General features: G+C 62.9%; 22 protein-coding genes and 1 pseudogene. 14 read left to right on the top strand and 9 right to left on the bottom strand.

Annotated features, from left to right (window positions below; genetic code table 11):
- Window positions 1-55: 55 nt before the first annotated feature.
- On the bottom strand, window positions 56-1,078 hold the full coding sequence (locus IB277_RS33015; protein WP_090298204.1) for an NAD(P)-dependent alcohol dehydrogenase: 1,023 nt from the start codon (window positions 1,076-1,078) through the stop codon (window positions 56-58).
- 107 nt (window positions 1,079-1,185) lie between these two features.
- Here IB277_RS33015 and IB277_RS33020 point away from each other — a divergent pair, with 107 nt between their 5' ends.
- The 3 genes and pseudogenes from IB277_RS33020 (at window position 1,186) to IB277_RS33030 (ending at window position 5,171) form a co-directional block, all read left to right on the top strand.
- Window positions 1,186-2,085 (top strand): LysR family transcriptional regulator, encoded by a 900-nt coding sequence (locus IB277_RS33020; RefSeq protein ID WP_110819512.1) that lies wholly within the window; start codon window positions 1,186-1,188, stop codon window positions 2,083-2,085.
- Window positions 2,086-2,412: 327 nt separating this feature from the next.
- Window positions 2,413-4,090: pseudogene (locus tag IB277_RS33025) on the top strand (adenylate/guanylate cyclase domain-containing protein).
- A 151-nt stretch (window positions 4,091-4,241) separates the two neighbouring features.
- Window positions 4,242-5,171, top strand: a complete 930-nt coding sequence (locus tag IB277_RS33030; RefSeq protein WP_077960027.1) for a DMT family transporter — start codon at window positions 4,242-4,244, stop codon at window positions 5,169-5,171.
- Window positions 5,172-5,179: 8 nt separating this feature from the next.
- On the opposite strand, the gene IB277_RS33035 is transcribed toward IB277_RS33030, so the two are convergent.
- Window positions 5,180-5,833 (bottom strand): TetR family transcriptional regulator C-terminal domain-containing protein, encoded by a 654-nt coding sequence (locus IB277_RS33035; RefSeq protein WP_034794116.1) that lies wholly within the window; start codon window positions 5,831-5,833, stop codon window positions 5,180-5,182.
- Between the two features lie 282 nt (window positions 5,834-6,115).
- On the opposite strand from IB277_RS33035, the gene IB277_RS33040 reads away from it, so the two are divergent.
- Together IB277_RS33040 and hydA are read left to right on the top strand one after the other, a co-directional pair.
- Window positions 6,116-7,366: a Zn-dependent hydrolase gene (locus IB277_RS33040; protein WP_089045634.1), complete on the top strand. Its 1,251-nt coding sequence runs from the start codon at window positions 6,116-6,118 to the stop codon at window positions 7,364-7,366.
- Window positions 7,367-7,445: 79 nt separating this feature from the next.
- Window positions 7,446-8,900: a dihydropyrimidinase gene (hydA, locus tag IB277_RS33045; protein ID WP_090298216.1), complete on the top strand. Its 1,455-nt coding sequence runs from the start codon at window positions 7,446-7,448 to the stop codon at window positions 8,898-8,900.
- Window positions 8,901-8,993: 93 nt separating this feature from the next.
- Here the strand turns inward: hydA and IB277_RS33050 are convergent, their stop codons facing one another.
- Window positions 8,994-9,407 (bottom strand): cupin domain-containing protein, encoded by a 414-nt coding sequence (locus IB277_RS33050; RefSeq protein WP_090298220.1) that lies wholly within the window; start codon window positions 9,405-9,407, stop codon window positions 8,994-8,996.
- A gap of 121 nt (window positions 9,408-9,528) precedes the next feature.
- On the opposite strand from IB277_RS33050, the gene IB277_RS33055 reads away from it, so the two are divergent.
- The 9 genes from IB277_RS33055 to IB277_RS33095 all read left to right on the top strand — a co-directional run bounded on the left by IB277_RS33055 (window position 9,529) and on the right by IB277_RS33095 (window position 19,787).
- Window positions 9,529-10,320, top strand: coding sequence for an ABC transporter ATP-binding protein (locus IB277_RS33055; RefSeq protein ID WP_034794266.1), 792 nt, complete (start codon window positions 9,529-9,531; stop codon window positions 10,318-10,320).
- On the top strand, window positions 10,310-10,774 hold the full coding sequence (locus tag IB277_RS33060) for a GNAT family N-acetyltransferase (RefSeq protein WP_089045637.1): 465 nt from the start codon (window positions 10,310-10,312) through the stop codon (window positions 10,772-10,774). The genes IB277_RS33055 and IB277_RS33060 overlap by 11 nt, the downstream gene beginning before the upstream one ends.
- Window positions 10,771-11,106 (top strand): membrane protein, encoded by a 336-nt coding sequence (locus IB277_RS33065; RefSeq protein ID WP_034794138.1) that lies wholly within the window; start codon window positions 10,771-10,773, stop codon window positions 11,104-11,106. Before IB277_RS33060 ends, IB277_RS33065 begins: the two co-directional genes overlap by 4 nt.
- A 2-nt stretch (window positions 11,107-11,108) precedes the next feature.
- Window positions 11,109-11,993, top strand: a complete 885-nt coding sequence (locus tag IB277_RS33070; RefSeq protein ID WP_034794141.1) for an ABC transporter permease — start codon at window positions 11,109-11,111, stop codon at window positions 11,991-11,993.
- Window positions 11,990-12,859, top strand: a complete 870-nt coding sequence (locus IB277_RS33075) for an ABC transporter permease (protein ID WP_034794144.1) — start codon at window positions 11,990-11,992, stop codon at window positions 12,857-12,859. The genes IB277_RS33070 and IB277_RS33075 overlap by 4 nt, the downstream gene beginning before the upstream one ends.
- A gap of 51 nt (window positions 12,860-12,910) precedes the next feature.
- Window positions 12,911-13,903, top strand: a complete 993-nt coding sequence (locus IB277_RS33080) for an ABC transporter substrate-binding protein (protein WP_034794145.1) — start codon at window positions 12,911-12,913, stop codon at window positions 13,901-13,903.
- A gap of 524 nt (window positions 13,904-14,427) precedes the next feature.
- On the top strand, window positions 14,428-15,615 hold the full coding sequence (locus tag IB277_RS33085) for an efflux RND transporter periplasmic adaptor subunit (RefSeq protein WP_034794147.1): 1,188 nt from the start codon (window positions 14,428-14,430) through the stop codon (window positions 15,613-15,615).
- 14 nt (window positions 15,616-15,629) lie between these two features.
- On the top strand, window positions 15,630-18,947 hold the full coding sequence (locus tag IB277_RS33090; RefSeq protein ID WP_090298225.1) for an efflux RND transporter permease subunit: 3,318 nt from the start codon (window positions 15,630-15,632) through the stop codon (window positions 18,945-18,947).
- Window positions 18,948-19,106: 159 nt separating this feature from the next.
- A complete protein-coding gene (locus IB277_RS33095; RefSeq protein ID WP_034794150.1) occupies window positions 19,107-19,787 on the top strand; it encodes a Crp/Fnr family transcriptional regulator in 681 nt (226 codons plus the stop codon).
- A gap of 47 nt (window positions 19,788-19,834) precedes the next feature.
- On the opposite strand, the gene ureG is transcribed toward IB277_RS33095, so the two are convergent.
- The 6 genes from ureG to IB277_RS33125 all read right to left on the bottom strand — a co-directional run bounded on the left by ureG (window position 19,835) and on the right by IB277_RS33125 (window position 23,630).
- Entirely contained in the window at window positions 19,835-20,446 is a 612-nt protein-coding gene (gene ureG, locus IB277_RS33100) for an urease accessory protein UreG (RefSeq protein WP_192372768.1), read from the bottom strand.
- 78 nt (window positions 20,447-20,524) lie between these two features.
- Entirely contained in the window at window positions 20,525-21,196 is a 672-nt protein-coding gene (locus IB277_RS33105) for an urease accessory protein UreF (protein ID WP_060518926.1), read from the bottom strand.
- Complete coding sequence (gene ureE, locus IB277_RS33110; protein WP_060582411.1) at window positions 21,189-21,662, bottom strand: urease accessory protein UreE; 474 nt, start codon at window positions 21,660-21,662, stop codon at window positions 21,189-21,191. Before ureE ends, IB277_RS33105 begins: the two co-directional genes overlap by 8 nt.
- A 2-nt stretch (window positions 21,663-21,664) precedes the next feature.
- The gene (locus tag IB277_RS33115) at window positions 21,665-21,961 is read right to left on the bottom strand and encodes a putative quinol monooxygenase (RefSeq protein WP_034794161.1); all 297 of its coding nucleotides are present in this window, start codon (window positions 21,959-21,961) and stop codon (window positions 21,665-21,667) included.
- Between the two features lie 166 nt (window positions 21,962-22,127).
- Window positions 22,128-22,667 (bottom strand): peroxiredoxin, encoded by a 540-nt coding sequence (locus IB277_RS33120; protein ID WP_034794163.1) that lies wholly within the window; start codon window positions 22,665-22,667, stop codon window positions 22,128-22,130.
- Window positions 22,668-22,958: 291 nt separating this feature from the next.
- A complete protein-coding gene (locus IB277_RS33125; RefSeq protein WP_060582410.1) occupies window positions 22,959-23,630 on the bottom strand; it encodes a TIGR02117 family protein in 672 nt (223 codons plus the stop codon).
- Window positions 23,631-23,642 lie beyond the last annotated feature (12 nt).

The following is a 23,642-nucleotide window of genomic DNA, read 5'->3' on the forward strand; positions in this document are numbered from 1 at the left end:
CACTTCATCGAAACGCCGCCGGACCACAAGTCCGGCGGCGTTTTCTCATGTGCCCTCAGAACTCGACGACGACCTTGCCGAACGGGCCGCGGTCGAGATGCGCCAAAGCCTCGCGGAACTGTTCGAACGAATAGCGCGCATCGATGACTGGCTTGATCGCGGTCCGGTCGATCGCCACGGTGAAATCCTCGAGTGCCCGGCGATGGGCAACGCCAATGCCCTGGATGACCGGCGATTTCAGCAGGACCGGCGTGACCGGCGCCGAGATCTCCGCGCCCTCGAACACCCCGATCACCGATATCCGTCCCTGCACGGCAACCGCCTGCAGCGACTTGCCAAGATTGGTACCACCCGCCATCTCCAGAATATGATCGGCGCCGTGATCGCCGGTAATCTCAAGAACCCGCTCCGCCCAATCCTCTTTTACGCGGTTGATGCCATGGTCGGCGCCCAGAGCAAGCGCGCGCTCGAGCTTTTCCTGGCTGGCCGACGTGACGATGACCTCGGCGCCATGCGCCTTGGCGATCTGCAACCCGAACAGCGATACGCCGCCGGTGCCCTGCACGACGACGCGGTCGCCGGCCTTGGGATGCCCCTTCTCGACCAGGGCGAACCAGGCCGTCACCCCGGCACAGGGCAAGGTGCTCGCCTCGCCGTCGTCGAGGCTCTCGGGTGCTGCGACGAACCAGTCCTCAGGGAAAGCGACATATTGCGACGCGACACCCGGGTTCAGGCCGCCAAGGGCAAACGACGTTGGGTGACGAGCCGTTCCCGGCTTTTGACCGTCGATCCAGGTCGGATCGAAAACGGAGATGACCCGATCGCCGGGCTGGAAACGGGACACGCCCCGGCCGACCGCTTCGACCACACCGGCCATGTCGGAGCCCGGCACGAAGGGGAAGGATAACGGCATGCCCATGCCGTTATCCAGGACCAGCTTGTCACGAAAATTGAGTGACACGGCCGTCGTGCGAACCAGCACCTCACCTGGGCCCGGCTCCGGAACACGGCGCTCGGTAATTTTGAGGTTTTCGGCTCCAAGCGCGTCGATCGTCCATTCCTTCATCAGTCTTGCCATGGTCCGTTCCTTTCACTGGATTGATCTGATGGAGGAAGCATAGAGTTGAATTTACCTCTCCAGTTGCGATAAGAATTCGCCACATTGGTTCTTAAAAGGAGACAATTGTGGAGCGGTTGGGAGGCATTTCGATCTTCGTCGAGGCGGTCGACGCTGGTGGATTTTCAGCGGCGGCCGAACGGCTGAACCTCTCGCGCTCCGCTGTCGGCAAGACGATTGCCAAGCTCGAACAAAGACTTGGCGTCCGGCTCTTCCATCGCACGACCCGCACGCAGAGCCTGACGGCCGAAGGCCAGCTCTATTATGAAAGTTGTCTCAGAGCCGTTGGTGAGATTCGTGCCGGCGAGGCACTGCTGGAATCGGGCAAGCAGGAGATCAGAGGTCGGCTGCGCATGTCCCTGCCCGTGGTTTTCGGACGGCAATGCGTCATGCCGCTCTTGTCGGAACTACTGGGTCAGCACCCGCTCCTGGAACTCGACGTCAATTTCAGCGACCGCAGGGTCGATCTTGTCGAGGATGGCTTCGATCTCGCCATTCGCACAGGTCCACTGCCCGATGAACCCGATGTAATGGCGCGCAAGGTTGCCGACCAGCCCATGACGGTCTGCGCCTCCCCCGCCTACCTGCAGCGGCACGGCACGCCGCGCAGCATCGATGACCTTCTTCACCATCAGGCGATCCTCTATCGGCGCAGCAGCGATGCGCTTTCCTGGTCCTTCCCGGTCAAGGGAGCGGTACCCCGGCAGGTGACGCCGCCGGCACGGCTGAAACTCGACGACCTGACCTCGATCGCCGATGCGGCGGCAGACGGCTTCGGCCTCGCATGGCTGCCGTGCTGGCTGGTGCGCAGCCACATCGACTCAGGACGGCTCGTCCGCATTCTTACCGATGTGCCCGCCCTCTCCTTCGCAGCCCATGTCGTGTGGCCGCGCACGCAATACATGCCGCCGAAATTGCGGCTGATGATCGACACGCTGGCCGATCGACTGGCCCCCATGATGCAATGATCCGCCGAGCATTCCTGCTTCCGAAGGCGGCGGCGTGCGGATAATGGTCGGCTTTGGCGGCCGCTTCGCCCGGCTCTGCGGATCCCGCCCGCACCCGAGCGCGTTCCTGCGGCCGGATTCGGATGAATAGCGTGCTGCGCCGATAACGAACAGGACACGAAAACGAAACAGATTGTGTAAAAATGGTAAGTTGTCGGCTCGTACGATCTGGATAATAAGGGAGTACTCATACGGGGTGCGTCGCGGGCTCGATCAGGGCCGCAACGCGATCTCCAAAGGTTTTGACACTGCAGCCGGACGACGCTCCGGCAGAGCCGGACTTGTTGCTTGACGATCATTTCGGCCAACCGACGCAAGCGAATGCACCTCGTCTCCGGGGCCATACTCGGTACGTTCGTTCTGGCGCATTTCTTCAACCACTCGCTCGGCCTGATCTCCGTCGAAGCGATGGAAACCGCCCGCAAAGGCTTCAATCTCATCTGGCACAGCCTGCCCGGCACGGTGCTGCTCTACGGCGCCCTGCTGCTGCATTTCGCCATGGCGCTCGAAAGCATCTATCGTCGGCAGACGCTCAGAATGCCGGCGCGCGAGGCGCTGAAGATCGTCTTCGGCCTCAGCCTGCCTTTCCTTTTGATCGGCCACGTGACGGCCGCACGCGTCGAGCCACTTCTTACCGGGGTCGACGCGGATTATCCGGACATGCTCCGCATGCTCTGGTCGAATTCCGTCAATGCCACGAGACAATCGCTCGCCCTGCTGCTCGTCTGGGGCCACGGCTGCCTCGGCGCCTGGTTCTGGATGCGCGGCCGCGCCTGGTTCCCGCGTTACGAAATCCTGCTCTACACGGTCGCGATGCTCGTGCCAATCTTCGCGCTGCTCGGCTTCGTCAGCGGCGCCCGCTCGATCGAGGATCGGTTACGCCGAACATGGCGGCTACGGCGACCGTTCCTATTCGAAGCCTCAGTTCGACCTCACGCTTCTCGAGGATATTCGGCTCGGCCTCTATTTCGGCTTCGGCGGCCTGATCGCCGGCACGTTCCTGCTGCGGGCCATGCCAAAGGGCGGGCGCATTCGCGTGCGCTATCCCGACGGTCGGGTGGCCACCGTCAATCTCGGCTTCAGCGTGCTTGAGGCGAGCAGGGCCGCGGGCATCGCCCACGTCTCGGTCTGCGGCGGCCGTGGCCGATGCTCGACCTGCCGGGTACGCATCATCCAGGGGCTTGAAGACCAACCGCCACCCGAGGATGCGGAGCTCGCGACACTCACCCGGATCGGCGCACCCGACAATGTCCGCCTCGCCTGCCAGTTTCGCCCTGTCCATAACGTCACCGTCGTGCCGATCCTCGACAGCGACAGCCTCGGCATCAAGAAGCAGATCGGCCGCGAGGGCGGCGAAGGTCGCGAACGGCGCATCGCCGTGCTCTTCTGCGACCTGCGCGGCTTCACCAGCATTGCCGAACACAAGCTGCCTTTCGACACCGTGTTCCTGCTCAACCGCTACTTCGAGATGGTGGGCGAAGCGGTCGAGGATTCCGGCGGCGTCATCGACAAGTTCATCGGTGACGGCGCATTGGCGATCTTCGGGCTGAAGAGCACCTACACGGAGGCCTGCCGGCAGTCGCTTGCCGCCGCCGTGCGCATATCCAAGGGCCTCGAGACGCTGAACCAGACCTTCCGCGGCGAACTCGACGAGCCGCTGCGCATCGCCATGGGCCTGCACGCCGGCCCGGCGATCATCGGCGAGATCGGCTACGGCCAGGCCACATCGCTGACGGCGGTCGGCGATACGATTAACACGGCGAGCCGTCTGGAAGGCCTCGCCAAGGAACACGACGTACAATTGGCCGTCTCGGCCGAGCTCGTCAACCGCGCGGGCCTGGTGATCGAAGGGCATGAGCGGCTGGACATCGGCCTGCGCGGCCGGCAGGCGACGCTCGAAACCTGGATCGTCGGGGATGCCGCCGGTATCTCCACGGCCTTGCAACCTGCACCGTCGAACGCGTAGTGCAACCCCTTGAAAGCGTGAAACAGTTTTTACGCCCGAAGTTGCATACCTTCAAGGCTTTGGATCTTTTCACGGTTTCAATGAAGCGCTGAAATGATCTAGTAGTGGAGATCCTTCCCGCCCTCGCCGCCGATCCAATCCGGAAGCCCGCATGAAACAGGACGTCTCCCCGAAAACCGCGCACCAGGTTCATGCGAAGGGCGCCGAGAAGCTGAAGGCGCACCTGGCGATGATGACCTTCGCCGTCCTGATCGCCGGCTCCTTTTCCTTCGGCGGCCTTGCCACCCAACATATGGGCGCCGGGCCACTGACGCTCTGGCGCTATCTGTTGACCGTCGTCGTCCTTGGCCTGCTCACCTTCGGCTATGCACGCGTTCCCTTTCGCTTTCCCAAGCAAGCGTGGCGCTTCGTGATCCTCGGCGGGCTGATCGCCGTCTACATGCTGACGATGTTCAAGGCGCTGGAGTTCACCAGCCCTGTTTCGACAGGCGCGGTCTTCACGCTGATGCCGCTCTTGAGCGCCGGCTTCGCGTTTTTGTTGCTCGGTCAGCATACGCGCCCGGGCGTGCTCGCCGGTCTGATCATCGCTGCCCTTGGCGCCGTCTGGGTGATCTTTCGCGCCGATGTCGGCGCGATCCTTGCCTTCGACGTCGGCCAGGGCGAATTGATCTTCTTCGTCGGCGTCGTCTGCCACGCGGTCTATGTGCCGCTGATCCGCAAGTTCGGCCGAGAGGAAAGTCCATTCGCCTTCGGCTTCTGGGTGGCTGTCTTCACCGTGCCCTGGCTGCTGGTACCGGGCGCGGCCGGTCTCGTCACGGCCGATTTCGCCAGCCTGCCACCGGTCGTCTGGCTCGCCGTCCTCTATCTGGCTGTTGTGACCACGGCGATCACCTTCCTGCTCCTGCAATACGCCTCGATGCGGCTACCCGCATCGAAAGTGCTTGGCTACGGCTATCTGACGCCGAGCTTCATCATCCTGCTCGAGGGTCTGCTCGGTCATGGCTGGACCAGCCTACCGGTGCTTGCCGGCGCGCTGACCACGGCCTGCGGCCTGCTGTTGATGGCGCTGCTGCCAGATTGAAATGCGGCTCAAGCCGCCGGCTGCTCGCTCACCTGCAGCCCGTCGACGAAGAGCCGTTCGAGGAAGCGTGCCGCATCCTCGAAGCGCCCGTCCCCGGCGTTTCCCTGGCCGAGCACGGCGCGCACCTGCACGTCGAAGTCGGCGTAGTGCTGGGTGGTGGACCAGATCGCGAAGATCAGGTGATAGGGATCGCATTTGGCGATCTTGCCGGCCTTGGCCCAGGCCCGGATTACCTCGGCCTTCTCGTCGACCAGCGACTTCAAGGGCCCCTTGAGCTCGTCCTCGATATGCGGCGCGCCCTGCAACACCTCGTTGGCGAAGAGCCGGCTTTCGCGCGGATAGTCACGGGCCATTTCGAGCTTGCGCCGAATATAGCTGCGGATTTCGGCGACCGGATTCCCCTCGGCGTTGAACTCCCGCAAGGGGTCGAGCCAAGTGTCGAGCACCCGGTCAATCAGCGCCCGGTGCATCGCTTCCTTGGTGCGGAAATAATAGAGCAAATTGGGCTTCGACATTCCCGCCACTTCGGCAATCTGGTCGACGGTCGAGCCGCGGAAACCGTTGGCGGAAAAGACTTCGAGCGCGGCCTCGAGAATGCGCTCTTCCTTCTCCCCTTGTATGCGGGTCCGCCTCTGGGTCCTGGCCGCTCTCGGTAATACCATCTTTCCCCCTGGCCATGCCTGCGCAGCTCGTCGCGCAGGAACCGGCTGCCCAATTTCCGGCCTCGCCATCTTATTGGGCAACAACTTCGTTTTTTTGTTTTTCCGGCTTGAGTGCCGCAACGGAAGTTGTAATGTTTACCAACCGGTCAAATTATCAGCCAGTTCACCGCCAAAGGCAACGGCTGATCGAAGGGCACCAGAAAAAACCAAGCCTGGATTTGACCACGGGAACATGAGGGCGCGCCGATCAAGGCAAAGCCCTGAAAAGATGAGGAGACCGCCGTGGCTGCACCTGGCGAGAACATGCGCGTCAATGCCGACCGCCTGTGGGATTCACTTATGGAAATGGCCAAGATCGGCCCTGGTGTCGCGGGCGGCAACAACCGCCAGACGCTGACCGACGAGGACGCCGAAGGGCGCCGGCTGTTCCAGTCCTGGTGCGAAAAGGCCGGCCTCACCATGGGCGTCGACACCATGGGCAATATGTTCTTCACAAGGCCCGGCACCGACCCGGATGCGCTGCCCGTCTATATCGGCTCGCATCTCGATACCCAGCCGACCGGCGGCAAGTATGACGGCGTGCTCGGTGTGCTCTCGGGCCTCGAGGTCGTACGCTCGATGAACGACCTCGGCATCAAGACCAAACATCCGATCGTGGTCACCAACTGGACCAACGAGGAAGGCGCGCGCTTCGCGCCGGCCATGCTCGCATCGGGCGTCTTTGCCGGCGTGCACAGTCAGGATTTCGCCTATGGCCGCAAGGATCCCGAAGGAAAGACCTTTGGCGACGAACTGAAACGCATCGGCTGGGTCGGCGACGAGGAAGTCGGCGCCCGCAAGATGCACGCCTATTTCGAGTACCATATCGAGCAGGGCCCGATCCTCGAAGCCGAGGGCAAGGACATCGGCGTCGTCACCCACTGTCAGGGCCTGTGGTGGCTGGAGTTCACGCTGACCGGCCGCGAAGCCCATACGGGCTCGACCCCGATGAACATGCGCGTTAACGCCGGCCTTGCCATGGCCCGCATTCTGGAAATGGTCCAGGGCGTCGCGATGGAAAACCAGCCGGGCGCCGTCGGCGGCGTCGGCCAGGTGTTCTTCTCGCCCAATTCCCGCAACGTGCTGCCGGGCAAGGTGGTCTTCACCGTCGACATCCGCTCGCCGGACAAGGCCAAGCTCGACCGCATGCGGGCAAAGATCGAGGCCGAGGCACCGAAGATCACTGACGCGCTTGGCGTCGGCTGTTCCATCGAGGCGATCGGCCATTTCGAGCCGGTCACCTTCGATCCAAAGCTCGTCAGCGCCGTGCGTAACGCCGCCGAGCATCTCGGCTACAGCCACATGAACCTCATCTCGGGCGCCGGGCATGATGCCTGCTGGGCCGCCAAGGTGGCGCCGACGACGATGATCATGTGCCCCTGCGTCGGTGGCCTCAGCCACAACGAGGCGGAGGACATCTCCAGGGAGTGGGCCAGCGCCGGCGCCGACGTCCTCTTCCACGCCGTCGTCGAAACGGCCGAAATCGTCGAATGAGTTTGCGGGCGGGACGAAAGTTCCGCCCTTTTTCGTGGCGGTTGCCTGGCCGCCGGAAGCGCAATCGCGAGGAACAATCATGAGCACTGTCATCAAGGGTGGAACCATCGTCACGGCCGACCTGACCTACAAGGCGGACGTCAAGATCGAGGGCGGAAAGATCGTCGAGATCGGCCCGAACCTGTCGGGCGACGAAACGCTCGATGCGAGCGGCTGTTACATCATGCCCGGCGGCATCGACCCGCATACCCATCTCGAAATGCCCTTCATGGGCACCTATTCCTCCGACGATTTCGAAAGCGGCACGCGCGCAGCCCTTGCCGGCGGCACGACCATGGTGGTCGACTTTGCACTGCCCTCGCCCAACCAGTCGCTGCTCGAAGCGCTCACGATGTGGGACAACAAGTCCACCCGCGCCAACTGCGACTATTCCTTCCACATGGCGATCACCTGGTGGAGCGAGCAGGTCTTCAACGAGATGGAGACCATCGTCAAGGACAAGGGCATCAACACCTTCAAGCACTTCATGGCCTATAAGGGCGCACTGATGGTGGATGACGACGAAATGTTCTCGTCCTTCCAGCGCTGCGCCGCCCTCGGCGCGCTACCACTGGTGCATGCCGAAAACGGCGACGTGGTCGCCCAGCTCCAGGCAAAGCTGCTGTCAGAAGGCAACAACGGGCCGGAAGCGCACGCCTATTCGCGCCCGGCCGAGGTCGAAGGCGAAGCGACCAACCGCGCGATCATGATCGCCGACATGGCTGGCTGCCCGGTCTACATCGTGCACACCTCTTGCGAACAGGCGCACGAGGCGATCCGCCGCGCCCGCTCCAAGGGCATGCGCGTCTTCGGCGAACCGTTGATCCAGCATCTGACGCTCGATGAAACCGAGTATTTCAACAAGGACTGGGACCATGCGGCCCGCCGCGTGATGTCGCCGCCGTTCCGCAACAAGCTGCATCAGGACAGTCTCTGGGCCGGCCTTGCCTCGGGCTCGCTGCAGGTAGTGGCGACCGACCACTGCGCCTTCACATCCGAGCAGAAGCGCTTCGGCGTTGGCGATTTCACCAAGATCCCGAACGGCACCGGTGGCCTCGAAGACCGCATGCCGATGCTGTGGACCCATGGTGTCAACACCGGCCGCATCACCATGAACGAGTTCGTGGCGGTGACCTCGACCAACATTGCCAAGATCCTCAACATCTACCCGAAGAAGGGCGCAATCCTTATCGGCGCCGATGCCGACCTCGTCGTCTGGGATCCGAAGCGCACCAAGACGATCTCCGCCAAGAGCCAGCAGTCGGCGATCGACTACAACGTCTTCGAAGGCAAGGAGGTAAAGGGCCTGCCGCGCTTTACCCTTACCCGTGGCGTCGTCGCGATCGAGGAAGGCACGGTCAAGACCCGCGAGGGCCACGGCGAATTCGTCCGCCGCGATCCCTTCCCGGCGGTCAGCTCAGCCCTTTCCAACTGGAAGGAAGTCACCGCCCCCCGCGCCGTCCAGCGCACCGGCATCCCGGCCACGGGCGTCTGAGGCCTCATGTTTCGCGGCTTGCACGTCTTCGCGCCGCTCTGTCCCACCGGACATGCCCCGCCACCTTGGCGGGGCAGTTCGGCGCGGGCGGCGTCAGGCGGGCACGAGGTGATCGAGCTCGGGCAGCAGCACGAGGCTCTCGCGCTGGTTCGGATCCGTGCGCGCGATGACGGCCGAACAGGGCGCGTTCGAGCGGTTCTCCGGCAGATGCGGCATGCCGGCGGGGATGTAGACCATCTCACCGGCCCTAGCGACGACGTGCTCCTCAAGCCTCTCGCCAAACCAGGTCCAGGCCTCCCCGGAAAGCACGTAGATCGCCGTCTCGTGGCTCTCATGCAGATGCGCCTTGGCGCGCGCACCGGGCGGGATCGTGACGATGTGCATGCAGAGCCCGGTTGCCCCGACGGTCTCCGCCGCAATGCCCTCGAAATAGTTGAGCCCCTGCTGGCCGGCCACGGCGCCTTCAGGACGAACCACGCGACAGCCCGGATTGGATGATCGAGACATGAGCGTTCTCCAGAATTCCCTGAAAAACCAGCAACAAACGGCTTCGCACCCAAATCCGCGATTGCATGTTGCCGGTCCGGATAGCAGTCTGACACAGACCAGCCAGAATGAGTATTCGCCGATGACGTCCAATACCGCATCCGTGGTTTCGGCCCGGGACCTCTGCCTGACTTTCGAAACCGCCGATGGCCCGGTGCATGCACTGACCGGCGTCAACCTGGATGTCGCCAAGGGTGACTTCGTTTCCTTCATCGGTCCGTCCGGCTGCGGCAAGACCACCTTCTTGCGCGTGATCGCCGATCTGGAAAAAGCGACCTCCGGCACGATCAGCGTCAACGGCATGACGCCTGAGCAGGCGCGCAACAAGCGCGCCTATGGCTACGTCTTCCAGGCCGCAGCGCTCTATCCCTGGCGCACCATCGAAAACAACATCGCTCTGCCGCTTGAGATCATGGGCTATTCGAAGGAAGAGAAGAAGGCCCGCATCGAGCGCACGCTCGACCTCGTCAACCTCTCCGGCTTCGGCAAGAAATATCCCTGGCAGCTCTCCGGTGGTATGCAGCAGCGCGCCTCCATCGCCCGCGCACTGGCGTTTGATGCCGACCTGCTTCTGATGGACGAGCCCTTCGGCGCGCTCGACGAGATCGTTCGCGACCACCTCAACGAACAGCTCTTGAAGCTCTGGGCCCGCACCAACAAGACGATCTGCTTCGTCACCCATTCGATCCCTGAAGCTGTCTACCTCTCCACCAAGATCGTGGTGATGAGCCCCCGCCCCGGCCGCGTCACCGATGTGATCGAATCGCCGCTGCCGCGCGAACGGCCGCTCGGCATTCGCGAAACGCCCGAGTTCCTCGAAATCGCCCATCGCGTCCGCGAAGGCCTGCGCGCGGGACACAGCTATGACGAATAGCATCGGCATCCGCCGGGCCGAACAGACCGACATGGCCGCCTGCGCCGGCATTCTCAACCGCTGGATCGACGCGACGGCCTGGATGCCGCGGGTGCACGAGCATGCCGATGTCGAACGCTATTATGCCGAGACCGTCTTTGCCGAACGCATCGTGCTCTTGGCAGAGGACGACGGCGAGATCGCCGGCTTCCTTTCCCTCTCTGACGACCACCACGTCACCGCGCTTTACATCGATGAGTGGCATCGTGGCGCAGGCATTGGCGCCCGGCTGATCGACACCGCCAAGGCGATGTCACCGGACGAATTGAGCCTATGGACCTTCGAACACAATCGTGATGCCCAGCGCTTCTACGAGCACCAGGGCTTCGAGGCTGTGCGGCGGACCGACGGCGACAACGAGGAGCAACTGCCGGATATCCTCTATCGCTGGCGCGGCAGAAAGGTGCGGGCATGAACCTTGCCTTCGGCCTCTGGATGCTCTTGGCAACGACGATCTTCCTCGGTGGCGCGACCGCCTCGCGCGCCTATGTCTCCAACAACCACCTCGGCATGCTCTTGCTTGCACTCGGGCTCTACGTGATCGGCAACATCATCATGGTGAAGCTCATGCGCGAGGGCGGCCTCGGCCTGGCAATCTCGCTGTCGGCGATCGTGCAGCTCGTTATGGTCAATGTCATCGCCTTCACCGTGTTCGGCGAACGATTGAGCCTCACGCAGGCCGCCGGCGTGCTTCTCGGCATCGTCGCAATGGGCCTGATGTTGTTCCCCGCAAGCGGAAAGGCGTGACAATGCAGGAACCAAGTTTCTTCAGGGACAAGTTGGTGCCGGTCGGCACCGTCGTCCTGCTGCTGATCGCCATCTGGTATGTCGCGGTCGTCTTCCTCAACGCCCCCTTCGAGCGTGATACAGCAGCCCGCGCCGGCACCGAGATCAGCTTCTCTGAGATCGTGCGCAACACCATGGCGCAAGAACGTCCGGTACTGCCGGCACCGCACCAGGTGATCGCCGAGATCTGGGACACCACCTTCAACAAGGCAATCACCTCGAAGCGCAGCCTCGTCTACCACGCCTGGATCACGCTTTCGGCAACCCTTCTCGGCTTCGGCATCGGCGCCGCCCTCGGCATCCTCCTGGCAGTCGGCATCGTGCACAACCGCGCCATGGACCGCTCGCTGATGCCCTGGGTCATCGCCAGCCAGACGATCCCGATCCTCGCGATTGCGCCGATGATCATCGTCGTATTGAACGCCATCGGCATTTCCGGACTTTTGCCGAAGGCACTGATCTCGACCTATCTCTCCTTCTTCCCGGTCGTCGTCGGCATGGTGAAGGGCCTGCGCAGCCCGGAGACGATCCAGCTCGACCTCATGCACACCTACAATGCCTCCCCGTCGCAGACCTTCTGGAAGCTGCGCTGGCCGTCGTCGATGCCCTACCTCTTCACCTCGCTGAAGGTTGCCGTCGCCATCTCGCTGGTCGGCGCCATCGTCGGCGAATTGCCGACCGGTGCGGTCGCAGGTCTTGGTGCCCGGCTGCTGGCCGGCTCCTACTATGGCCAGACGGTGCAGATCTGGGCCGCTCTCTTCATGGCGGCAGCCCTTGCGGCCGTTCTCGTCATGATCGTCGGCTTTGCCCACACCGCCGTCCTGAAGCGCATGGGAGCCAAGCCATGAACCTTCCCGTCCTTGCCGCCGCGATCATCTTCTGGCTCGCCGCCTGGGCCTTCAACGAATGGCTGGTGCGCCAGAACTTCCGGAGCGCGGCCGCAAACAGCGCCGCCCGCTTCGCCGTGCCGGTGATCTTCGGCATCACCATCCTGGTTCTCTGGGAAGGCATCGTCCGCGGCTTCCAGGTCCCCTCCGTGCTTTTGCCGGCACCCTCGATGATCTGGCAAAAGCTGATCAATTCGCTGCCGACGCTTGGGGCTGATTTCCGCCAGACCTTCCTGAAGGCAGTGTTGATCGGCTATGCGCTCGGCTGCGGCCTCGGCTTCGCCGTTGCGATCCTGATCGACCGTTCGCCCTTCCTGCAGAAAGGCCTTCTGCCACTCGGCAATTTCGTCTCGGCCCTTCCCGTCATCGGGGTAGCCCCGATCATGGTCATGTGGTTCGGCTTCGACTGGCAGTCGAAGGTCGCCGTCGTCGTCATCATGACCTTCTTCCCGATGCTGGTGAACACGGTTGCCGGCCTTGCCGCCGCCAGCCACATGGAACGCGACCTGATGCGCACCTACGCCGCCTCCTGGTGGCAGACACTGGTCAAATTACGCCTGCCGGCCGCCTGGCCGTTCATCTTCACCGCGCTCAAGATCAATTCGACGCTGGCGCTGATCGGCGCCATCGTCGCCGAGTTTTTCGGGACCCCCATCGTCGGCATGGGGTTCCGGATTTCCACGGAAGTGGGACGCATGAATGTCGACATGGTCTGGGCCGAGATCGCCGTTGCGGCGGTCGCCGGTTCCGCCTTCTACGGCGTGGTCGCACTCATCGAGCGCGCCGTCACCTTCTGGCATCCCTCCATTCGCGGAGGGCGCGCCTGAGCCTGCTTGAAGAACTTAAATAAAACGAAGTAAAAACAAGAGGGAACTGACATGAACAAAAGACTTGCATCGCTTCTCGCCGCAGGCGTCTTTTCGCTCGCAGCGTTCCAGGCTGAAGCTGCCGAAAAGGTGACGCTGCAGCTGAAGTGGGTGACCCAGGCGCAGTTTGCCGGCTACTACGTCGCCAAGGACAAAGGCTTCTACGAAGAAGAAGGCCTCGACGTCGACATCAAGCCCGGCGGTCCGGACATCGCCCCGGCCCAGGTGATCGCCGGCGGCGGCGCCGACGTTATCGTCGACTGGATGCCGTCGGCCCTTGCCACCCGCGAAAAGGGCGTGCCGCTCGTCAACATTGCCCAGCCGTTCAAGAAATCCGGCATGATGCTGACCTGCCTGAAGGAAACCGGCGTCACCAGCCCGGACAAGTTCAAGGGTCAGACGCTTGGCGTGTGGTTCTTCGGCAACGAGTATCCGTTCCTCTCCTGGATGGCGCACCTGAAGATCCCGACCGACGGCGGCCCGAACGGCGTGACCGTCCTGAAGCAGGGCTTCAACGTGGACCCGCTGATCCAGAAGCAGGCAGCCTGCATCTCCACCATGACCTATAACGAGTACTGGCAGGTCATCGACGCCGGCATCAAGACGGACGACCTGGTGACCTTCAAGTATGAAGACCAGGGCGTAGCGACGCTCGAAGACGGCCTGTACGTACTTGAGGACAAACTCAAGGATCCCGCCTTCAAGGACAAGATGGTCAAGTTCGTCCGCGCCTCGATGAAGGGCTGGAAATATGCCGAGCAGAACCCGGACGAGGCCGCCGATATCGTTCTTGAAAACGATTCCACCGGCGCCCAGACCGAGAAGCACCAGAAGCGCATGATGAGCGAAGTGGCAAAGCTCACCGCCGGCTCCAACGGCTCGCTCGACGAAGCAGACTACAAACGCACCGTGCAGTCGCTGCTTTCGGGTGGTTCCGATCCCGTGATTTCCAAGGAGCCCGAGGGCGCCTGGACACATGAGATCACCGACGCCGCGCTGAAATAGGCCTGTCTCGGCAACGCAAAAGAGGGTCGCACGGCTCAGTATCGTGCGGCCCTCTTCCGTTTTCTTAGCGGTCGTTCGCATCCGCCAAGCTGCTGCCGGGTACCGGGCGTGGGGGTGGCAATCCGGCGAACAACGGCGCTACCTTTGCTTGCCATTGTCAAGATCGTGTCAAGATCGCAACCATAACCGCAGAACGAACGGAATATTGAGGCACCATCGCTTCGTGCACCCTTGTAAGCGTCGAAGGCCGAGATTACATAGGCCACGATGTTTGTTGGAGGCAGGCATGACGGAGGACGCCTTTTTTCCAGTGCCTTGCCTGCGGTAACCGGTCCCAGTTCCGCCCGCGTCTACGGTCTGATACCGTGCACGCGGAGCGCGAAGTGAGGAATACGCCATCTCCTGTTCCCGAGCGCTTTGCCGGGACCTTGTGGCGGTGCGGTAAAATAGCCTGATTGCCCGTGGATCCTGCATCAAGCGGAGATCCGCTCGATATTGTTTCCATTGCCGGGACTGTGAAGCCGATGGCTCAAAAAGTATTGCCTGTCCTCAGCGTGTGCGCTGCGATGACCCTTGGTTCGCTTTCCTTCGCCCGGGCGGAGGAAGCAGCGCAACCGAAACCAGCACCAAGCTTGCCCTCCATCGTCGTGACGACGGCGGTCGACCAGTCGATCAGCGACCGGGTGGTTGCGACCGGCACCATCCAGGCCGTCGAGCAGGTCTATGTCGCCCCGATGGTCGACGGCCTCTCCATCCGCACGCTCAATGTCGATGTCGGCGACACGGTTGAAGCCGGCAGTGTTCTCGTGGTCCTCAACGACGACGCGCTTCGCCTGCAAAAGAGCGAACTCGAAGCCTCGCTTGCCAAGGCCGAAGCCGGGCTTGCCCAGTTGAACGCACAGCTCAGCGAAACCAAAGCCAACAACGACGAGGCCAAACGCGTCAGCGACCGTGCAGCCGAACTCTCCAAGAACGGCACCGTCTCGACGGCCGAGGCCGATCGCGTCCGAGCGCTCGCGATCGCGACGCATGCCCGTGTGCTTTCGGCTGAACAGGCCGTTGCCGTGGCCAGTGCCGACATCAAGGTCGCCGAAGCGCAAATCGACGACATCGACCTGCGCCTCGCCCGCACCGAGGTCAAGGCGCCGGTCGCCGGCGTCATCTCCGCCAAGAACGCCAAAGTCGGCGCGATCGCCACCGGTAACAGCGACCCGCTCTTCGCCATGATCCGCGACGGTGCCATCGAGATGAAAGCCGATGTCGCCGAAGCCGATATCATCAAGCTCGCCGTCGGCCAGCCGGCCGTCGTGACGCTTGCCGGCGGCAACACCAAGGTCGAGGGCAAGATCCGCCTGATCGCGCCGACGGTCGATCCCGTCAGCCGCCTCGGCACCGTCTTCATCAGTTTGATGGACACCGAGAAGGCACGCGCCGGCATGTATGCGAGCGCGCTGATCACCGCCGAACAGAAGCAGACGGTGGTCCTGCCGCAAACGGCCGTTACCAATGAGAACGGCCGCACCATCGTTCGCAAGGTCGAAAACGGCGTCATCCGCATCCTGCCGGTCAAGACAGGGATTTCCGACGGCAAGTTCATCGAAGTCCTCGAGGGCCTGAAGGCCGGGGAGGAAGTGGTAGCGAGAGCCGGCGCCTATGTCCGCGACGGTGACCGCATCAACCCCGTCAAGTCCGCCGCATCAGCGACCAACTGACAGGAACCGTGACCATGAACTTCTCAGCCTGGTCCATACGCAATCCGATCGCTCCGATCCTCTTCTTCGTCGTCCTGATGGTGCTGGGCTACCAGTCCTTCGTGTCGTTGCCGATCACCCGCTTCCCCAATATCGACGTCCCGATCGTCTCGATCAACGTGACGCAGAGCGGCGCCTCTCCGGCCGAGCTCGAAACCCAGGTCACCAAGGAAGTCGAGGACGCGGTCGCAAGCGTCACCGGCGTCGATCATATCCAGTCGACGATCAACGACGGTACCTCGACCACCGCCGTCATTTTCCGCATGGAAGTGCCTACGGCACAGGCGGTGCAGGACGTCAAGGACGCGATCGACCGCATCCGCAGCGACCTGCCGACCTCGATCGAAGAACCGATCGTCTCCAAGGTCGACGTCGAAGGCCAGGCGATCCAGACCTTCTCCGTTTCCGCGCCGGGCATGTCGCTCGAAGAACTCTCCTGGTTCGTCGACGACGTCATCAAGCGTGAGATCCAGGGCAAGAAGGGCATCGGCCGCGTCGACCGTTACGGCGGCGCCGACCGCGAAGTCCGGGTCGAACTCAACGAAGACAAGCTGAATTCGCTCGGCATCACCGCCGCCGACGTCAACGGCCAGCTGCGCCGCATGAACATGGACCTCGGCTCCGGCCGTGGTCAGGTCGGCGGCAGCGAACAGGCGATCCGTACGCTGGGCGATACCCGCAATGTCGAGCAGCTCGCCAACACGATGATCTCGGTGCCGAGCGGCCGCTTCGTGCGCCTGTCCGATCTCGGCACGGTCACCGATACCTATGAGGAACCGCGTTCCTTCTCGCGCTTCAACGGCAACCCCGGCGTGACCTTCGCGGTCTTCCGGGCGAAGGGCGCCTCGGAAGTCAGCGTTGCCGAGACGGTCGCCAAGTCGCTCGAAAAGATCCGCGCGGCCAACCCCGACGTCACCATCGAGATGGTCGACGATTCCGTCTACTTCACCTACGGCAACTACGAGGCGGCGCTGCACACGCTGATGGAAGGCGCGCTGCTCGCCGTCATCGTCGTCATGCTCTTCCTGCGCAACTGGCGGGCAACGCTGATTTCCGCCGTGGCCCTGCCGCTGTCGGCGATCCCGACCTTTTGGGTCATGGACCTGCTCGGCTTCTCGCTGAACCTCGTCAGCTTCCTGGCGATGACGCTCGCAACCGGTATTCTCGTCGACGATGCGATCGTCGAGATCGAGAACATCGAGCGGCACATCCATATGGGCAAATCGCCCTATCGCGCCTCGATCGAAGCGGCGGACGAAATCGGCCTTGCCGTTATCGCGACGACCTTCACCATCATCGCGGTCTTCGTGCCCGTATCCTTCATGCCGGGCATTCCCGGCCAGTACTTCATCCAGTTCGGTCTGACGGTCGCCGTGGCGGTGTTCTTCTCGCTGCTCGTCGCGCGTCTGATCACGCCTGTGATGGCCGCCTATCTGATGCGCCCGTCGGACGCCGGCAGTGATCATCATGACCGGGACGGCTTCATGATGCGCAACTATACGCGCCTTGTGGTCGCCACGACGAAGCACTGGTACACCCGCTACCTGACGCTGCTTGCGGCCATCGTCTTCTCGGTTGGTTCTGTCTTCGCGCTCGTCCTCTTCGTGCCCGGCAGCTTCCTGCCGCCGGAAGACGCCTCGCGCGTCAGCCTGTCGATCGAGCTGCCGCCGGACGCCATGCTCGAGGACACCGACCGCACCACCACCGAGATCTACGATCGGATCAAGGATATCGACGGCGTCGACAACATCTTCGTACTCGGCGGTGCCTCGCCGAAGGGCGACCTGGAACTGCGCCGCGCGACGGTGACGGTGCTTCTCAAGAAGCTCGACCAGTCGCTCGTCAACAAGATCGTCAATGACGTCATCGGCCGCACGCCGCTGATCGGCGCGTACCTGCCGAAGATGCCGCCTGCCGGCCGCATCATCCCGCAGTCGCAGATCGAGAAGGAAATCTTCGCTCGCGTCCGTGACATTCCGGATGTGCGGGTGATCAAGCTCAACGACCGCGGTGAGCGTGACCTCTCCTTCAACCTGCTCTCCAACAACGAGGCCGATCTCGACCAGGCGGTGGCGACGCTGGAAGGCAAGTTGAGGAGCGACTCGTTGCTGGCCAATGTCAGCCCGGATGGCGCCCTTCCCCGTCCGGAACTGCAGATCCGTCCGCGGGACGAGCAGATGTCGCGCCTCGGCATCACCACCGCGCAGATCTCCGAGGTGATCCGTGTCGCCACCATCGGCGATATCGACGCGGCGCTGACCAAGATCGCTCTCGACGGGCGGCTGATCCCGATCCGCGTGCAGATCAACCGCGACTTCCGCACGGATATCGCCGCGATCCGCAATCTGAAGATCACGACCGCCGCCGGCGCCACCGTGCCGCTGTCGAGCGTTGCCGACATCAACTATTCGGAAGGCCCGAGCTCGATCAAGCGCTACGATCGCAACCGCGTCGTATCGCTCGGCGCGGATCTCCCGGTCGGTGTTGCGCTCAACACCGCCTCGGAGCGCTTCAAGCAGATCGCCGGCCAGGCCGATCTGCCGAAGTCCGTGCAGTTCCTCGAAAGCGGCGACGCCGAGGTGCAGGCGGAAATGCAGCAGAGCTTCGGCAACGCCATGCTGCTCGGCCTGATGCTGGTGCTGGTGGTGCTGATCCTCTTGTTCAAGGACGTGATCCAGCCCTTCACCATCCTGTTCTCGCTGCCGCTCGCAATCGGCGGCGTGGCGGCCGCGCTGATCCTGACACAGAACGCGCTATCCATGCCGGTTCTGATCGGAATCCTGATGCTGATGGGTATCGTCACGAAGAACGCGATCCTGCTCGTCGACTTCGGTATCGAGATGATGCATCACGGCATGGACCGGCAGGTCGCCATGATCGAGGCCGGCCGCAAGCGCGCCCGCCCGATCATCATGACCTCGATCGCCATGTCGGCGGGCATGCTGCCCTCCGCGCTCGGCGTCGGCGAAGGCGGTTCGTTCCGCGCCCCGATGGCGATCGCCGTGATCGGCGGCATCATCGTCTCGACGGTGTTGAGCCTCGTGATCGTGCCGTCGTTCTTCCTGATCATGGACGACCTCTCGCGACTGCTCGCCCGCATCTTCGGCCGCTTCGTCGGCAAGAAGGACGAGGAAAACCTGCCGCTCGACCGCGAGGCCCTCACAGATCTGGTGCATGAGCAAGGCAAGACGATCGAAGGCCTGGAGGACCGGCTGAAGACGCTGGAAACGGACCAGACCAAGGGACGGTCCGGCGGCAAGGTCATCAACCACCCAGCGCTCGCTGCCGAGTAGGTCATCGCCGAAGGGGCTCACCGCCCGGGGCGGCCACAATTCTAAAGCAAGCCCGCGCCCTGCAAGCGCGGGCTTTTTGTGATTTCTATTTGATCGAGGTCAAACCAAGATCTGCAAAGCCCTCTACCCTAGCACTGGATTTTACTCAGGACGGGTACGATGAAGACGTTGCGATTGAACTCGAACGACAGGGCGGTGCTGCTCGGCTCCTGCTTTTTCGAAAAGCTGCCGGCGGCGGCGTCGAGCGCCATTCTCGATGATGTCGTGGTTTCCACACACGAGGAGCACGACATCCTCTTTGGCCAGGGCGAGGCACTGGATCAAGTCTTCTTGGTCCTCTCCGGTCTGGTGCGGCTCTACCGGCTGGGCAAGGACGGGCGCGAGGCGGATATCGCCGTCTTCCCGAAAGGCGAGCTGTTCGGCGAAAGCGCCATGTTCCTTGGCAACCGCGCCACCGCCAACGCCCAGGCGATCGAGACGACGATGCTTGCGCGCATCGACAGCCGCAGGCTTCGCAAGCTGGCCGAACAGACGCCCGAGATCGCCGACGCACTGATGCAGCTTTTGTGCCGGCACGCGCAAATGGCGGAGGATTGCCTGGCCGAAGACCGGCTGCTCACGGCACCGCAGCGGGTCGCGAGCTATATCCTCGGCAATTGCCCCGATGGCATCACCAACTTTTCCTTCCGCCTGCCCTTCCAGAAGAATGTGCTGGCCGGCAAGTTGGGCCTGGCGCCCGAGGCACTGTCTCGCGCCTTCTCGGCCCTTCGCCGCTCCGGCGTCACCGTCAAGGGCCGCGTCATCGAGATCCACGACCGGCAGGCGCTGGAGCGCTTCTGACGCGTTGACGAAGGTTCAGGCGCCAGAAGCAACAAAAGCGGACGGCGTCAGAGGCCGCCGTGCAGCGTCAGGAAATCGACGATCCGGTTGATGCCGTCGCCGCGCTTCATGTCGGTAAAGACGAAGGGCTTTTCCGCCCGCATGCGCGTCGCATCCCGCTGCATCACGTCGAGATCGGCCCCGACATAGGGCGCCAGATCCTTCTTGTTGATGACCAGAAAGTCCGATTTGGTGATGCCCGGCCCGCCCTTGCGCGGGATTTCCTCGCCCTGGCAGACCGAGATGACATAGATCGTCAGGTCAGCGAGATCAGGCGAAAAGGTCGCCGCAAGATTGTCACCGCCGGATTCGATGAAGACGACATCGAGATGGGGGATACGGCGGTTGAGATCAGCGATCGCCTGCAGATTGATCGTGGCGTCCTCGCGGATCGCCGTATGCGGGCAGCCACCGGTCTCCACCCCGACGATGCGATCGGACGGTAGCGCCTGCATGCGCACCAACGCCTCGGCATCTTCCTTGGTGTAGATATCGTTGGTGACGACGGCGACGGAGTACTTCTCCCGCATCGCCTTGCAAAGCTTGTCGGTCAGCGCCGTCTTGCCCGAGCCCACCGGCCCGCCAATGCCGACGCGAAGGGGACCGTTCTTCGATGCCATCTGGATGTCCTTTCAAGGTGGAAGCAATTCCAGGGAAGCGTGAGACAGTTTCCGTCCGAAATTGCGCAGTTCTATGAGTTACGAACGGAAGAGCCGCGAATGCAGGCTCTCGTGTCTGAGCGACGAAATATCCGCTGTCATCGTGGCCGAGCCGAGATCGTCGAGCGAGGCGCCTGCGGCCTTGACGGCTGTCGCCGCGATGACCGGTTCGAGTGCTGCAATGATGCCGACGCCATCGCGCTGGCCGGTCACGCCGCAACGGATCGCCACCGAGACGGCGTTCGAGACCGAGGCGTTGAGATAGGCGGCAAGCGCCGGCTCGAGGCCCGTTTCATGAGCGCCGGCGACGGCACCGACTGCGACCGGATAGGCGACACTCTCAGGCAGCGCATCGAGAACCGGATGCGGCCACGAGCGCGCCGCTGCCAGAAACGCCTGGCCCTGCAGCATCGTTTCCATATGGCGCTCGCGGCCTCCCGCCAGGGCTTCGGCAAGCTCTGCCGCCGCAGCCAGCCGGGCATGGTCGTTCACGGCGCGATAGCTCTCGGCCAGAAGCAGCGCATCGTTCCAGCCGTAGCCCAGAGAGATGACCGCCTCCAGCCAGTTGCGAAGCTCGCCGGCGTCGCTCACCAGACGGTCGTGAACCGCCTGCTCAAGCCCGCTGGAATAGGAAAACGCGCCGACCGGAAAGGCCGGCGACATCCATGTCACGAGGCGAAGCAGCGCTTGCGTGTCGACCCGCTCAGCCATGGTGGTGATGATTATGGCCATGATTGTGGCCGCCGGCATGGTAGGCGCCGCGCAGCGGATGGAAAGGCAGCGAAACCTCGTTCACCGCCGCGCCCAGGCCTTCGAGCATCTGGCGGATCACCGGATCGCGGGCAATCAGGATGCGGCTCTCTTCGAACTGTGCCGGCAAGTGGCGATTGCCGAGATGCCAGGCAAGCTCGATCAGATGCATCGCGTCGCGCGGGCGGATCTCGTAGAGCGCCTCGGGCGCGGCAGCGATGCGGATATGGCCGCCGCCTTCGAGCACCAGGAGGTCGCCATCGGCAAGCATAACCGCTTCCTTGAGATCCAGCATCACCACATCGTCGTTTTCGAGATGCAGCAACTTGCGGCGCAGATGCCGCGCGTCGTGCGTCAATGTCACGCTATGAAGCGGCGCAATATCGGCCGGCCCCGGCGAGAGAACCTCTGTCGAACGATAGGGCATCGTCAGAGAACCTCGACCTTTTCCGGCGTCACGAGCTCGAGGCGCGCCTCGACGAGCAGGTCGGCCATCGCCGCCTGAAAGGCCTTCAGATGTGGTTCCTCGAAATGCGCGTCGACGGCTGCCTTGTCCTTCCAGGTTTCGACAAAAACCAGCGCGTCGGGCTCGGCCGGCTTGCGGTAGAGATCATAGGTGATGCAGCCGGCCTCGCGCCGGGTGGCCTCGATCAGCGGTGCTGCGAGCGACACTACCTCATCCCCCTTGCCGGGGTGTGCGGTCAGGTAGGCGATAATGTAAACCATTGAACCCTCGATATCTTTTCTGCCGGCTACTTTAGCAAGAAAAAGCCCTGGCGCCAGCGGCGGGTGCGGCTTTTCAGGCGCTTGCGGCGGCTGTACCGCGCAAGAAAAAGCCCGAAGACCGGATCCGATCTTCGGGCTCTTTCCAATCAGGAACGATAGGCTGCCATCAGGCGGCGAGCTTCTGGGACTTCAGCGTCTCCAGAATGTTCTGCGGCGAGGAAACGCCATAGGGGTCGCTGTCGCAGTTGTCGGAATAGCCCTCTTCCTCGAACCACTGCTCGACAACGCCGTTGTTGACGACGGCAGCGTAGCGCCAGGAGCGCATGCCGAAGCCGAGATTGTCCTTGGCGACGAGCATGCCCATCTTGCGGGTGAACTCGCCCGAACCGTCCGGGATCAGCTTGACGTTTTCGAGGCTCTGGGACTTGCCCCAGGCGTTCATGACGAAAGCGTCATTGACCGAGATGCAGTAGATTTCGTCAACGCCCTCGGCGCGGAAATCGGCCGTCAGCTTTTCGAAATCGGGCAGCTGGAAGGTCGAGCAGGTCGGCGTAAACGCGCCCGGCAGCGAGAACAGCACGACGCGCTTGCCTGCGAAGTAATCGTCGGAGGACACGTCCTCCCAGCGGAACGGGTTCGAGCCGCCAACGGCCTCGTCGCGAACGCGGGTGCGGAACGTTACAGCGGGTACTTTTCTGCCAAGCATCGTCATCTCCTTTGGACCACGATGATTTGGGATCGGTTCGACCAAAATCATGAACGTGATCGTCTCTTGTAAGTTAGAGCGGGATACATGCGGAGAACCGCAAACCGCTCTGGCGCAGCTCTCGGTCGGCAGGTCTTGGGAGGATTGCTGGCAACCGAGGAAGGTCGGCCGTCTTCCTATCGGATATTGCGCTGCGACGCAGCACGAAAGGCCCCAATTCACATGCGAGCATGGCAGCCATGCGGTGGCCGCATGGCTGCTGCCTGCCAATCACTGCCTGCCAATCCTTGCTCAATTATGGAGCCGCAGCGACAACCCGAGGCTTGGCGGGACCGGGTTCCACAGGCCCGTTCGCAAGCCCGCCTCACGCAACGCCCGCGCCGTCCATGTGTTGCAGCCGAAAAGCGCGTTGAAGCTGCCTCCGGCCTCGAAGAAGCGGTCGTTGCCGTTGTAGGAAAAACCCTCGATCGAAACGACAGCTCCGGCCTCGCGGGTGAAGCTTTCGGCAATAAAGCCGAGCAGCCGATCGTATCCCGCTTCGTCCAGCTCGAAGCCGGTGACGGCAGCCTGCGGCTCGACGATCCGACCGGCGATATCCACATGCATCACCGAGCGATCGACGGTCAGCGCCTTGAACACGGGCCCGGGCTTCAGCTCAGACCAGGTCGGCGTTTCCAGATAGAAGGACCGCCCGCCCCAGCCAAAGATCAGCCATTCAGCCTGCGGATGCGCAAGCGGCACGCCGGCCGCCTCGACAAAGCCGAACCGCGCTCGAATCTCGTCCGTCAGGGGTATGGCGATGTCCGTGTGGATCGGGCCGGAAAGCAGAAGGATGCGCGTGCCCCCTGCTCCCGCCGCAGAGGCGGAAACCGGCAGGAGCGGCCGCGGCAGCAAGGTTCCGGCAACGATGGCAAGTATCGCCGCCAGTAAGCCGAAGAAAGCCCATTTCAGGCCACGCTTCATTCCCTGTCCCTG

The sequence above is a fragment of the Ensifer sp. ENS07 genome, from assembly GCF_014852185.1.
GTDB lineage: Bacteria > Pseudomonadota > Alphaproteobacteria > Rhizobiales > Rhizobiaceae > Ensifer > Ensifer adhaerens.

Excerpts from the sequence above, each read along its gene's own strand:
- IB277_RS33090 (WP_090298225.1), top strand. The coding sequence starts at position 15,630 with ATGAACTTCTCAGCCTGGTCCATACGCAATCCGATCGCTCCGATCCTC.
- IB277_RS33105 (WP_060518926.1), bottom strand. The coding sequence starts at position 21,196 with ATGGCTGAGCGGGTCGACACGCAAGCGCTGCTTCGCCTCGTGACATGG.
- IB277_RS33125 (WP_060582410.1), bottom strand. The coding sequence starts at position 23,630 with ATGAAGCGTGGCCTGAAATGGGCTTTCTTCGGCTTACTGGCGGCGATA.
- IB277_RS33070 (WP_034794141.1), top strand. The coding sequence starts at position 11,109 with ATGCAGGAACCAAGTTTCTTCAGGGACAAGTTGGTGCCGGTCGGCACC.
- hydA (WP_090298216.1), top strand. The coding sequence starts at position 7,446 with ATGAGCACTGTCATCAAGGGTGGAACCATCGTCACGGCCGACCTGACC.
- IB277_RS33065 (WP_034794138.1), top strand. The coding sequence starts at position 10,771 with ATGAACCTTGCCTTCGGCCTCTGGATGCTCTTGGCAACGACGATCTTC.
- IB277_RS33115 (WP_034794161.1), bottom strand. The coding sequence starts at position 21,961 with ATGGTTTACATTATCGCCTACCTGACCGCACACCCCGGCAAGGGGGAT.
- IB277_RS33060 (WP_089045637.1), top strand. The coding sequence starts at position 10,310 with ATGACGAATAGCATCGGCATCCGCCGGGCCGAACAGACCGACATGGCC.
- IB277_RS33075 (WP_034794144.1), top strand. The coding sequence starts at position 11,990 with ATGAACCTTCCCGTCCTTGCCGCCGCGATCATCTTCTGGCTCGCCGCC.
- IB277_RS33085 (WP_034794147.1), top strand. The coding sequence starts at position 14,428 with ATGGCTCAAAAAGTATTGCCTGTCCTCAGCGTGTGCGCTGCGATGACC.
- IB277_RS33120 (WP_034794163.1), bottom strand. The coding sequence starts at position 22,667 with ATGCTTGGCAGAAAAGTACCCGCTGTAACGTTCCGCACCCGCGTTCGC.
- IB277_RS33080 (WP_034794145.1), top strand. The coding sequence starts at position 12,911 with ATGAACAAAAGACTTGCATCGCTTCTCGCCGCAGGCGTCTTTTCGCTC.
- IB277_RS33035 (WP_034794116.1), bottom strand. The coding sequence starts at position 5,833 with ATGGTATTACCGAGAGCGGCCAGGACCCAGAGGCGGACCCGCATACAA.
- IB277_RS33030 (WP_077960027.1), top strand. The coding sequence starts at position 4,242 with ATGAAACAGGACGTCTCCCCGAAAACCGCGCACCAGGTTCATGCGAAG.
- ureE (WP_060582411.1), bottom strand. The coding sequence starts at position 21,662 with ATGCCCTATCGTTCGACAGAGGTTCTCTCGCCGGGGCCGGCCGATATT.
- IB277_RS33015 (WP_090298204.1), bottom strand. The coding sequence starts at position 1,078 with ATGGCAAGACTGATGAAGGAATGGACGATCGACGCGCTTGGAGCCGAA.
- IB277_RS33095 (WP_034794150.1), top strand. The coding sequence starts at position 19,107 with ATGAAGACGTTGCGATTGAACTCGAACGACAGGGCGGTGCTGCTCGGC.
- ureG (WP_192372768.1), bottom strand. The coding sequence starts at position 20,446 with ATGGCATCGAAGAACGGTCCCCTTCGCGTCGGCATTGGCGGGCCGGTG.
- IB277_RS33055 (WP_034794266.1), top strand. The coding sequence starts at position 9,529 with ATGACGTCCAATACCGCATCCGTGGTTTCGGCCCGGGACCTCTGCCTG.
- IB277_RS33050 (WP_090298220.1), bottom strand. The coding sequence starts at position 9,407 with ATGTCTCGATCATCCAATCCGGGCTGTCGCGTGGTTCGTCCTGAAGGC.